The sequence below is a fragment of the Paraburkholderia sp. BL23I1N1 genome (genome assembly GCF_003610295.1).
GTDB lineage: Bacteria > Pseudomonadota > Gammaproteobacteria > Burkholderiales > Burkholderiaceae > Paraburkholderia.
This window is the reverse complement of sequence record NZ_RAPV01000001.1, coordinates 5,845,356-5,857,128: the sequence shown is the minus strand read 5'-3', so window position 1 is coordinate 5,857,128 and position 11,773 is coordinate 5,845,356. Positions and strand designations below refer to the sequence as shown.

Sequence of the window (11,773 nt, the reverse complement as noted above, 5' to 3'; positions counted from 1 at the left end):
TCGATGAGAAGGAGTAGACCGTGTCAGAAAGTCGTGAGAAGGGACGTCAGGTGGTTCGAGAAATGTTGGGCGACGAGTTTCTGGGTGCAATGGATGCCGCCGCGGCGTCCGGTGGATTCGCCGCCGATGCAGCGTCGCTCGCGCTTGAAAACGCATTCGGTGACGCATGGGCGCGTCCAGGCCTGGATCGCCGTTCGAGAAGCCTCGTTACGCTAGGCATGCTGATCGCGCAGCGCACGCCGTGGGAATTCAGCAATCACGTGCGTATCGGGCTTGCAAACGGCCTGACGGAGAAGGAGCTCGAAGAAGTCGTTCTACACGCAATTCCGTATGTCGGCTTTCCGGCTGTCAGCGTCGCCCTGAAGGCGTGCAAGGATGTGCTGGGCGAACGCGTGGCGACCGTCCAGGAATAACATGCGGTACCGGTTTGCGAAGTCCGCGGCTTGCATTGCGGCGGCATCGATAGCGCCCCCGCGGAGCATCGAGGTGCGAGGGAGGCGCCGTGTCGGCGGCTCGCTTGCGTTCAGATGCGCTCGAAGATTGCCGCAATGCCTTGACCGCCGCCGATGCACATCGTCACGAGCGCATAGCGGCCACCGGTCCGCTGCAGTTCATGGAGCGCCTTGACCGTGATGATCGCACCCGTTGCGCCAATCGGATGGCCCAGCGAAATACCGGAGCCGTTCGGGTTCACTCGTTCAGGATCGAACTGCAGTTCTTTGGCGACGGCACATGCCTGCGCGGCAAAGGCTTCATTCGCTTCGATGACGTCGATGTCCGCCACGGTCAGTCCGGCCCGTTTCAGCGCCTTCTGGGTGGCCGGCACGGGGCCTATGCCCATGTATTGCGGATCGACGCCGGCGTGAGCGTAGGCGACCAGCCGCGCCAATGGTCGGATGCCGCGCGCTTCGGCTGTACTGCGTTCCATCAGCAGCACGGCCGCGGCGCCGTCGTTGAGACCGGATGCGTTTCCGGCTGTTACGGTGCCGTCCTTCTGGAACGCGGGGCGCAGCTTCGCCAGTTCGTCGACCGTGGTGGTAGGGCGAACGTGCTCATCGAGTTCGAACATCGTCGCGCTTTTTTTCGTGTGCACCGCAACCGGAACAATCTGCTCCTTGAAGTAGCCGGCTTCGACAGCACGTCCGGCCCGGCGATGCGATTCCACGGCCAGTGCGTCCTGTTCGTCGCGGGTAATGCCGTATTTCGCCGCAACGTTCTCCGCAGTCACGCCCATATGAAACGCGCCAAAAGGGTCGGTCAGCGCGCCGACCATCATGTCGGTCAGCCGGATGTCACCCATGCGCGCACCCCAGCGCGCGCCGGTTGCGAGATAGGCCGCGCGCGTCATGTTTTCCGCGCCGCCGCCGATCGCGATGTCCGTGTCGCCAAGCCAGATTGCCTGCGCGGCCGAAATGATCGCCTGCAGACCCGAGCCGCACAGGCGGTTCAGCGTAAGCGCGGGCGCGTTCATGCCCACTCCGCCTTCGAGAGCGACGACGCGCGCGAGATACATGTCCTTCGGCTCCGTGTGGATCACGTTGCCAAATACGACGTGACCGACCGCATCGCCTTCGACATGCGCCCGCTCGAGTACTTCGCGCACCACAGTCGCACCCAGTTGTGTCGGTGCAACGGAGGCCAGCGCGCCTCCGAAATCGCCGATCGCGGTACGCATGCTGCTTGCAATTACAACTTCTCTCTGCATCCCGATCTCCCGGAAAACTGGGTGGCAATTCATATCATAACGTTTATAAATGCGAACGATGTTCATAAAATAGCTGATTCTCGACCAAATGTCTACGAACGATTTTCGTCGAGACCGGACATGGATTGCGTCGCGGCGATGTGCGATTACGTTAGGCGATGCAGGATGGACGCAGGCAGGAATCCACGGTATGCTGGTTCTTATTATTGATCGCCGTTCATTTATTGGTTCACGTAACGGCTGCTGCGAAGTTCGACGAAGCCGCTCGAAGCGGTAGGTGCGCGGCCCGCAAGCTAACGACAGGACGACGGAGATGAATGCAGGCCAGCTTTCACACGACCCCTTGATGGATGTGCCGTTTCGACCGCTTCGCCTTGGCGGTACGAAGGCCACTGTTGAGCGGCGTCCTGACGGGAGTGTGGTCTATGAACTGAGCGAAGCGCTGAATTCTTATCCTCTGCGACTGACTGAGCGTCTCGTGCGTTGGGCTACAGTCACGCCCGATCGGCCGCTGCTTGCGCGACGAACAGCCGACGGTGCCCGCTGGGAGCATTTGACATACCGGCAGGCGCTCGATGGCGCACGTGCACTCGGCGAAGCTCTGCTGGCTCTAGGCCTGTCGCCTGACAGGCCGCTGATGATTCTCTCGGAACGCGGTTTCGAGCATGCGCTGCTGGCTCTCGCGGCACTGCACGTGGGCGTACCCTACGTGCCCGTTACGTCGGCGTATTCATTGCTGTCCGAAGACTTCTCCAAGCTGAAATATCTCGCCGCGGTATGCACGCCGGGCCTCGTGTTTGCGGACGATGGCGCTCTTTACGGGCGCGCGTTGCGCGAAGTGTTCGGCGAAGTCGAATGTCTTGTGAGCGGCAATCTGCCCGAAGGGCGCACGGCGTCGCTCTTTTCCGACTGGCTTGCCACGCCGCTGACTGCGGCAGTCGATGACGCGTTTGCCAACGTCGGTCCCGATACGGTCGGCAAGATCATGTTCACCTCGGGGACCACCGGCGCGCCCAAGGGGGTGATCTACTCGCAGCGCATGCTGTGCAGTAACCGGCAGCAGGTCGCGCAGACTTTCGCTTTTCTTCAGGATACGCCGCCCATACTGGTGGACTGGCTTCCGTGGCATCACACATTCGGCGGCACGCATAACTTCGGCATGGCGCTGTACGGCGGCGGCACTTACTACCTGGATCCCGGCAAGCCTACTCCGGAGCAGATCGGTCCAACGGTCGATGCATTGCGGGAGATCGCGCCGGTTATCTACCTCAATACGCCACAGGGGCTCGCGGCACTGCTTCCGCATCTGCGCGAGGACGAAACGCTGCGGCGGAATTTCTTCAGCAAGCTGGCGTTGATCTACTACGGCGGTGCCAGCCTGCCGGAGTACATCTGGGCCGCATTCGATGAACTCGCCGTGAAGACCATCGGCCAGCGCGTATTGATCATGTCCGGGCTGGGCGGCACTGAAGCCGGTCCCACGCCGATGTCGGCGGCTTGGGATCCGCGCCGCGAAGTGATTGCCGGGCTGCCCGTACCGGGCGTCAAGGTCAAGGTCGTGCCGGTTGGGTCGAAGATGGAAATTCGTTACGCGGGCGATTGCGTGACGCCGGGATACTGGAAGGATTCCGAACGAACTGCTGCGTCTTTCGACGAAGAGGGTTATTTCTGCTCGGGCGATGCCGGTGCGTTCATCGATCCGCTGCATCTGGAACTCGGCTTGCGCTTCGACGGCCGACTTGCCGAAAACTTCAAGCTGTCCTCCGGCACGTGGGTGAATGTGGCAGAACTGAGACTCGCTGCATTGAATGCTTTTTCACCTTACGCGCGTGACGTCGTGATTGCCGGGCATGATCGGGACTTTCTCACGGCTCTGGTTTTTCCCGATCTCGAAGCGTGCCGGGCATTGTGCGGCGACACGATCGGGCGCGCGTTGGACGCTGAGAAAATCGTCGCCAGTGCCGGCGTGCGTGAGCACTTTCAGCGCGAACTCGACATGCTGGCCACGCGCTCCGGCGGCAGTTCGAGCCGGATCGAGCGGATTGCGCTGGAGAGCGTGCAGCCCACGCTCGACAACGGCGAATTGAGCGCGAAAGGTGCGATCAGTCAGGCCAACGTGCTAGCGCAAAGATGCGCCGTGGTCGCTGAACTATACGAAGCGGTGCCCACGCCTCGCACGTTGGTAGCGCGGCGGCGCGCTGTTCCTGCGAGCGCAGCAAGCCGGACCCCATGAACTGAAACAGGAACATCATCCGATGGATTTTCATGTCAATCCCGCGGACAAAGCCTTCCGCATCGAAGTACAGGAATTTCTGAAGGCGCACCTGCCTCCCGATCTCGCCTGGCGCGGCGCGCAAGGTTTTCTCGCCGGTGACGACGATGCATTGCACTGGACCCGTATCCTGCACGAAACGCGCGGCTGGTCCGTGCCGCACTGGCCGGCAGACCAGGGCGGCACAGGATGGACCGCGGCGCAACGCTATATCTTCGAGGAAGAGTGTTATCTGGCGGGCGCGCCTGCGCAAAATCAGGCAGGGGTATCGCTGGTCGGGCCGGTGATTTGCGAATTCGGCAACGAAGAGCAGAAGCGCCGCTTTCTTCCGCCTATCCAGCGCGGCGAAGTGTTCTGGGCGCAGGGTTTTTCAGAACCCGGAGCGGGCTCCGACCTCGCGTCTCTGCGCACGACGGCCGTTCGCGAAGGCGATCATTACGTCGTCAACGGTCAGAAAATCTGGACGAGTTTCGGAAGCTATGGTCAATGGAACTTCGTGCTGGTGCGGACCGATTCGGAAGCGAAGCCGCAGAAGGGCATTTCGTTCCTCCTGCTCGACATGAAGTCGCCCGGCGTCACTGTCCGGCCCATTGTGACGCTCGACGGTTGCAATCACCTCGCCGAAGTGTTTTACGACAATGTCCGTGTGCCGGTCGACAATCTGATCGGCGAGGAAAACAAGGGCTGGGGCTATACAAAGTTTCTTCTGTTCAACGAGCGAGCGTTCCTTGGCGCGGAAGCCCCGGCGCTGAGACGCTATCTGCGCAAGATCCGTCACTACGCAATGCGCGAGCGCGCGGGTGGCGCGCCTTTGCTTGAAGATCCGACTTTCGCGGCGAGACTGGCCCAGTACGAACTCGAAGTGCTTGCCATCGACATGGCAGTGCAGAAGATCCTGCATCAAGGTTTGGACGAACGCAGTGGCGGCATGGCGGTCGGTTCGATGCTGAAAGTGCGTGGCTCCGAGTTGCATCAGAAGCTGACTGAAATGCTGCTTGAAGTGATCGGCGATTACGGTGCGGTGTTCTACGCCGATCCAAACGAAGACCGGGCGCTGCGAGTGCAGACCTTCGCAGGTCCGGACTACGCGCCCGGTCTCGCAGCCGAGGTGTTCTACCGGCGCGCATGCATGATTTACGGCGGCACGGCGGAAATTCAGCGGAACATCGTCGCGAAGGCGCTGTTTGGACTTTGACGCCGATTTCGCCGATATGGTGCGATGGCGCGGATCGCTTTCATCGAACGGCCTCGTTTTTTTGCGAGCACGAAAGGACGCAACATGAACTTTGATCTGAACGACGAACAGCAGATGTTGCAGGACAGCGCGCAGCGCTTCGTGCAAAAAAACTATACGTTCGAGCATCGCGGCAAACTGCTTGCTCATGAAGCAGGCTTTTCAAGCGGCATGTGGCGCACTTTTGGCGAGATGGGCTGGCTCGGTGTCGCGGTGCCCGAAGCATTTGGCGGTCTGGGATTTACGCCGGTCGAGAGTGCGCTGATCGCGGAGCAACTCGGACGCGCGCTCGTGCTGGAGCCGTATGTCATGTGCGGGGTGTTCCCCGCGGCGGTCGTGACCCGTTGCGCCAGCGGCGAACAACGCGACGACTTGCTGGCAGAGATCATTTCGGGCGATGCCGTGATTGCCGTCGCGCACAGCGAGCGTGAAGCGCGAGGCGTCGTGTCACATGTGAGCACGACAGCACGGCCGATGCCGGGCGGCACATGGTGTCTCGATGGACGCAAGACGCTCGTGGTCGGTGCGCCGGTGGCGGATCGTCTGATCGTCGTCGCGCGTGTGGCGGGCGGCGTGCGCGATGACGCAGGCGTGGCGCTTTTCCTCGTCGATCCGCGTGCGACCGGCGTGACGCTCGAGCCGTACCGCTTGCTCGACGGCACACTCGCCGCCGATGTGATGCTTGCAGGTGCGACGGTTGCTGCAAGCGCGGTGCTCGGCACACCCGGTGAGTCGCTGCAAGGACTGCAGGCCGCGGTCGATGAAGCGATTGTCGCGAGTTGCGCGGAACTGCTGGGCGACATCGACGATACGATTGAACTCACGTCCGACTACCTGAAAACGCGCAAGCAGTTCGGCGTGCCCATCGGCAGCTTTCAGGCGCTGCAGCATCGCATCGCCGATATGGCGATCGACGCCATGCAGGCGCGGTCAACGTTGCATCGGGCGCTGCGCGCGCTGACCGAAGACGGGCCGGCGCGCAGCGTGGAGGTATCGGGTTGCAAGGCGCAGACCGTGCGAAGCGGCAAGTTCGTGACGCAGCAAGGCATTCAGTTGCACGGCGGCTACGGCATCACCGACGAGTACAAAGTCGGCCATCATTACCGGCGCATGTTGATCGTCGACGTGCTGTTCGGGAATATGGAGCACCACCTGAACCGTTACGCGCGGCAGATTCAGGCGGACGCTCGAGCCATGGCGGCCTGATGAGGAATGTCGAGGAAGGGTGCGCGGCATCGTCGCGCAAAGCATTGAACCTTTACTTCACAAACTTTCGGAACTCCGGTTTACGTTTTTCACGGAACGCGTTGCCGCCTTCCTTTGATTCATCCGTATCGTAGTAAAGCGCCAGCGCCTGCATTGCGAACGCACCGATACCCCGAATGTTCTCGGTGTCGATATTGAACGAGCGCTTGGCGAGCGCGATGGCGGTCGGGCTCATCTGCAAGATTTCGTCGCACCATTTTTTCGTTTCCGCATCGAGGTGCCCGGGCGGGACAGCCGCGTTGATCAATCCCCATTCGAGCGCCTCCTTCGCGCTGTATTTGCGGCACAGATACCAGATTTCGCGCGCGCGTTTTTCGCCGACGATGCGCGCAAGGTACGCTGTGCCGAAACCGGGATCGACCGAACCGACCTTCGGACCGACCTGGCCAAAAATCGCCGTGTCCGATGCGATGGCGAGGTCGCAGATCGTGACGAGCACGTTTCCTCCGCCGATCGCATAGCCATTCACCCGTGCGATGACGGGTTTGGGAATGTCGCGAATGATGCTCTGCAACTCTTCGATCGGCAGGCCGACCGTGCCGCGTCCACCGTAACCGTCGCCGGATTGATCGCCGCCCGTACAGAAGGCCTTTTCGCCCGCGCCAGTCAGCACGACAACACCGATGTCCTTGTTCCAGCCCGCTTTGCCAAACGCCTTGATCAGTTCTTCGCACGTATTCGCGTTGAACGCGTTGTACACCTTCGGGCGATTGATGGTGATCGTCGCGACGCCCTCAGCCTCGCGATACAGAATGTCCTGGAATTCCATGTTGATGTTCCGGTTGGGAGTTGAATAAGTGCGCGGCGCTCAGCCTGCCATCGTCAGGCCGCCGGAGATGCTGATCACCTGGCCGGTGATGAACGCGGCATCGTCACTGGAGAGGAAGGCGACCGTGCCCGCTATATCGTCGGGTTCGCCCATGCGCCCAAAGGGCACCGCCTTGACGAGCGCCGCCTTGATGCGTTCGCCTTTTTCTCCCTGCGCTAGGTTGTCGAGCAACGCGGTGGCCGTCGGACCAGGGCAGACAACATTGATAGGGATCTGCTGCCGCGCCATTTCACGCGCCATGGTCTTCGAAAACGCGATGATGCCGCCCTTGCAGAACGAATACACCGCTTCCATCGACGAACCAACGCGCCCCGCATCGGACGAAATATTCACCACTCTCCCGCGGCCGCGTTCGGCCATTCGCTTCAGAACGGCGTGGTGCATGTTCAGCGGACCATACAGGTTGATGGCGACGACCTTGTCCCAGAACGGCTTTTCCGTTTGGAGAAAAAACGCACCCATGTCCCAGCCCGCGTTGTTCACGAGCATCTCGATCGGGCCGAGTTCCTTCTCGACTTGCGCGACAGCTGCGCTCACGCCTTCATGATCGGTGATGTCGACGCGATAGGCGCGAGCCTTGCCGCCCGCGGATTCGATTTCGTCCACCACACGCCCGGCGCTTTCGGCGTTCAGATCGAAGAGCGCGACAACGGAGCCTTCTTCGCCGAAGCGCTTGCTGATGGCCGTGCCGATTCCGCCTGCGCCGCCCGTGACGACTACGACCTTGTTCTTCAGACCTTTCATTTTCGGATTCCTCGCGTGATGTGGTGGGCCGCCATGGCGCCCGTCAAGCCTTGGTGATCGCTTCAGCGACAGGTGTCGAATCGACCGGGGCGCGGCCGCTCAGTTTCGCAGCCTCGCTCGCGGTGTATCCGGCCTCCATGAGTACTTCGACGCTGTGCTCGCCCAGATTCGGCGGCAGGTAGCGCACATTGCCGGGCGACTCGGAGAAGTGCACGGGGATCGACGTCATCACCATGTCGCCTTCTGTCGGATGCTCGTAGTGCTGGAAAAACCCGGTCTCTTTCAGGTAGTCGTCGAGCATCAGGTCGTTCAGTTCACGCACCGGACCGTGCGGCACATCGGCGGCCGCGAAGATGGCATTCCACTCGGCCGTGGTCCGGGTCTGGATCGCGTCGCTGACCATGCGATACAGCTCGTTGATGTTGCGCATGCGGTCGGCCATGTGGCAGAAGCGCGGATCGTCGAGCAGATGAGCCGCGTCGATCGCATACAGCACGCGCCGCCACTGGTCGTTGTTGACCGCGAGCAGACAGATGTGACCGTCCTTCGTTGCGTACGGCCGGCGGTGCGGCGAGAACATACGCGAATAACCCAGCCCCTTGCCGTCCGCCGAGCCGAGTGCGCCTTCCCACAGATGTTCGAACAGGTTGAACTGCAGCATCGTTTCGAACATCGGCACCTGTACGCACTGGCCCAGACCGGTGCGCTCGCGGTGATACAGCGCCATGCTGACGGACGAGGCAAGCACATAGCCGCAGAACTTGTCGACGATTACCGTCGGGAAGTAGCGCGGCGAGCCGTCCGCATCGCGATTCATGGCGGCGATTCCGCTCTCGCCCTGGATGACGTCGTCGAATGCGGGGCGGTCCCGGTAGGGTCCGTCCGGACGATAGCCAGGGCCCGATGCATAAATGATGTGCGGATTGCGTGCCTTGATCGCGTCGTAATCGATGCCGAGGCGCTTCGCCGCGCTCGGCCGCATGCTGTGAATGAAGACATCGGCGGTCTCGACGAGCCGGAGCACAGCCTCCCGGCATTCGGCCAGCTTCAGGTTCAGCGACACGCTCCGCTTGTTGCGGTTCATGATCGTGTAGAACACCGCCATGTCGGGGTTCTGCCCTGGTCCGTTCTTGCGGTTCTGGTCGCCTTCGGGCGGCTCGATCTTGACGACGTCCGCACCCATGTCGCCAAGAAGCTGCGTCGCGACGGGCCCCAGCACATTGATCGTCAGGTCGATGACGCGCACGCCGGTCAGCGGACCGGTCGGCAGATCGAGAGGTTGCTGTGGGGTGTGCATGGTCACGCCTTGTAGTCTCTGCCTTTCACCAGCCGCAGCGGCGTATACACCATGACTTCCGAGCCGTCCTGCTTGAACACCCGGTTGCGGGTGCGCACGAGCCCCAGTCCCGGGCGCCCATTGCTGGCCCGGCATTCGATGACCTCACATTCGGCGTGAATCGTGTCGCCGACAAAGGTTGGACCCTTGATGTCGAGCTCCATGTTCAGGAACGCGAAACCCACGCCTTGCATCGTCGCCTGCGTGAGCAACCCCTCGATGAAGGTAAACACCAGCGCGCCGGGCGCGACCCGGCCCTTGATCGCCGACGTCTTTTTCAGAAACTCGGTATTGGTGAACAGCACTTCGAGCATGCCGGTCACGGAAACAAAATTGACGACATCCGCTTCGGTCACGGTGCGTCCGACCGTCCTGAACTTGCGGCCGACGGGCAGGTCTTCCCAGTGAATCCCCAAGCCAACCGTTTCGATTTCTTCCATACCTGTCCTCTCTTTCGTTGTCACGCACTCGTAAGGGCCGGGTGCGTTAGCCCGATTTTTTGACGCGTCCGAGGACGCTGTCCGCGACAATGTTTCGCTGAATCTGGTTGGTCCCTTCGATAATCTGGACGACCTTGGCGTCGCGGAAATAGCGATTGATCGGATACTCGTTGGAGATGCCCGCGGCGCCGAACAGTTGCACTGCGTCGGTGGCCACCTTCATCGCGACGTCGGAGGCGAACATCTTCGCCATTGCCGCCATCGGGGCGAGCTCGCGACCCGTCACGCCGGCGTCCACCAGAGACGCGGTTCGATAGACGAGCTGACGCGCGGCTTCCGTTTGCGTGACCATGTCGGCCACCATCCAGCGCACGCCCTGGAAGTTGCCGATCGTCTGCCCGAAGGCGACGCGGTCCTGAATGAAGCGGATGGTGTGATCGATCGCACCCTGCGCGATGCCTACCGCGCGCGCCGCCACGATCGGACGGCTGGTGTTGAGCGCTTCCATGGCCACCTTGAAGCCTTGCCCGCCTTCAGGGCCAAGCCGTTCGCCGGCGCTGACGAATGCGTCGTCGAAAAAGAGCGGGCACGAGGCCACGCCGCGCGCGCCCATCTTGTCTTCCTCCGGGCCGATCGTGAGTCCAGGGGTTTTGCGGTCGACGATAAAGAGGTTGATCCCGAGCGGCGTGCCTTCTTCATCCAGGGTTTTCGCCGCCACCAGCATGAAATCGGCGATGTGCGAGTTGGTGCACCAGATCTTCGATCCGTTCAGCACGTAACCGCCGTTCTGGCGGCGTGCCGTGGTGCGGATTCCCGAGACGTCCGAGCCGCTTTGCGATTCAGTGATGGAGAGCGCGCCACGCAATTCACCTGACGCAAGCCCCGGCAAGAGACGCGCTTTCTGCTCTTCCGTGCCGCCTTCCAGAACCGCGCCGAACGGCGTCCATTGCACGACCAGCAGGTAACCCGTGTTGTAGCAAACCCGCCCCAATTCCTCGACGGCGATGCAGGCGGACATCACGCTGCCGGCGCCACCATAAGCCTCGGGAAACGGAAGCGTGAAAAGCCCCAGTTCCTTGAGCAACGCGTACATGTCGTGCGGATATTCAGCGGTGCGGTCGATTTCATCCGCACGCGGCGCGACGCGCTCCATGGCCACTCGCCGGATCAGGTCGCGGATCTGAATCTGGTCGTCTGTCAGTCGATAAGTCACGTTGTAAGTCTCTTGCTAATGGCGCCAGGTTCGATATATCAACCGATCTTCAAAATAATGAACACTGTTCGATAACGTAAACGATGACTCCGGACTCGTCAAGCGTGATGTCGAGCGAACAGGGGTTTGCCCGTAGTGCGCCGCGAGCGTTGTTCGGATGTAGTGAGAGCCTTGTCGGACAGCACGCGAGCACGGTTCGGCACGGTTGACATGGCCGCTGTCACGCGTTTAGTATTAAGAACGTTGTTCGACTATTGGATTTTCTCCGGTCGATAAGTGACACGGAGACCGGGTTGGTTCGGCGTCGAGGCCCTTTGCGTAGTGCATGGGAGGAGCGAAATGGAGTCTGTTTGTCCTGAAGTCGACTATCAGAAGTTTCTTGCCGAAGGCCGCTTGATGATTCAGCGCAGCCGCAGCAGCGGCCGGCATGTGTTTTATCCGCGCGTGGCCGAGCCGGTCACGGGCGCGCGAGATCTCGAATGGATCGAAGCCTGCGGGCGGGGCACGGTGTATTCGACCACGGTGGTGAGGCAAAAAGCGCCCACGCCGAGTTACAACGTCGCGCTGATCGACCTTGACGAAGGCGTGAGAATGCTCAGCTGTGTTGAAGGTATCGATCCGGACGCGGTGCGCATTGGCATGCCTGTTCAGGCGAAAATCGTGTACAGGGACGACGCGGCGTTGCTCGTGTTCGAGCCAGCCTGAGGCCAGCTAAGCGGCAGCATGCGCTGAAG

Annotated in this window: 11 protein-coding genes; 5 read left to right on the top strand and 6 right to left on the bottom strand. The window is 61.4% G+C overall.

The features are described from left to right. Positions 1-20: 20 nt before the first annotated feature. Positions 21-413, top strand: a complete 393-nt coding sequence (locus B0G76_RS27380) for a carboxymuconolactone decarboxylase family protein (protein ID WP_259460746.1) — start codon at positions 21-23, stop codon at positions 411-413. Between the two features lie 110 nt (positions 414-523). On the opposite strand, the gene bktB is transcribed toward B0G76_RS27380, so the two are convergent. Then, positions 524-1,705 (bottom strand): beta-ketothiolase BktB, encoded by a 1,182-nt coding sequence (gene bktB, locus B0G76_RS27375; protein WP_120295260.1) that lies wholly within the window; start codon positions 1,703-1,705, stop codon positions 524-526. Positions 1,706-2,018: 313 nt separating this feature from the next. Here bktB and B0G76_RS27370 point away from each other — a divergent pair, with 313 nt between their 5' ends. The 3 genes from B0G76_RS27370 (at position 2,019) to B0G76_RS27360 (ending at position 6,417) form a co-directional block, all read left to right on the top strand. Next, positions 2,019-3,938: an AMP-binding protein gene (locus tag B0G76_RS27370; RefSeq protein WP_120295259.1), complete on the top strand. Its 1,920-nt coding sequence runs from the start codon at positions 2,019-2,021 to the stop codon at positions 3,936-3,938. Between the two features lie 22 nt (positions 3,939-3,960). Continuing rightward, on the top strand, positions 3,961-5,172 hold the full coding sequence (locus B0G76_RS27365; protein WP_120295258.1) for an acyl-CoA dehydrogenase family protein: 1,212 nt from the start codon (positions 3,961-3,963) through the stop codon (positions 5,170-5,172). A gap of 84 nt (positions 5,173-5,256) precedes the next feature. Beyond that, positions 5,257-6,417 (top strand): acyl-CoA dehydrogenase family protein, encoded by a 1,161-nt coding sequence (locus tag B0G76_RS27360; protein ID WP_120296858.1) that lies wholly within the window; start codon positions 5,257-5,259, stop codon positions 6,415-6,417. Positions 6,418-6,469: 52 nt separating this feature from the next. Here the strand turns inward: B0G76_RS27360 and B0G76_RS27355 are convergent, their stop codons facing one another. The 5 genes from B0G76_RS27355 to B0G76_RS27335 are packed head-to-tail and all read right to left on the bottom strand — an operon-like array spanning position 6,470 to position 11,039. Further along, entirely contained in the window at positions 6,470-7,246 is a 777-nt protein-coding gene (locus B0G76_RS27355) for an enoyl-CoA hydratase-related protein (protein WP_120295257.1), read from the bottom strand. A gap of 39 nt (positions 7,247-7,285) precedes the next feature. Next, positions 7,286-8,050, bottom strand: a complete 765-nt coding sequence (locus B0G76_RS27350; protein WP_120295256.1) for a glucose 1-dehydrogenase — start codon at positions 8,048-8,050, stop codon at positions 7,286-7,288. 43 nt (positions 8,051-8,093) lie between these two features. Beyond that, positions 8,094-9,347, bottom strand: a complete 1,254-nt coding sequence (locus B0G76_RS27345; RefSeq protein ID WP_120295255.1) for a CaiB/BaiF CoA-transferase family protein — start codon at positions 9,345-9,347, stop codon at positions 8,094-8,096. 2 nt (positions 9,348-9,349) lie between these two features. Beyond that, entirely contained in the window at positions 9,350-9,826 is a 477-nt protein-coding gene (locus B0G76_RS27340) for a MaoC/PaaZ C-terminal domain-containing protein (protein WP_120295254.1), read from the bottom strand. A gap of 46 nt (positions 9,827-9,872) precedes the next feature. Beyond that, positions 9,873-11,039: an acyl-CoA dehydrogenase family protein gene (locus B0G76_RS27335; protein ID WP_120295253.1), complete on the bottom strand. Its 1,167-nt coding sequence runs from the start codon at positions 11,037-11,039 to the stop codon at positions 9,873-9,875. Between the two features lie 339 nt (positions 11,040-11,378). Between B0G76_RS27335 and B0G76_RS27330 the strand changes: the two genes are divergently transcribed. Then, on the top strand, positions 11,379-11,744 hold the full coding sequence (locus tag B0G76_RS27330) for a Zn-ribbon domain-containing OB-fold protein (RefSeq protein WP_120295252.1): 366 nt from the start codon (positions 11,379-11,381) through the stop codon (positions 11,742-11,744). Positions 11,745-11,773 lie beyond the last annotated feature (29 nt).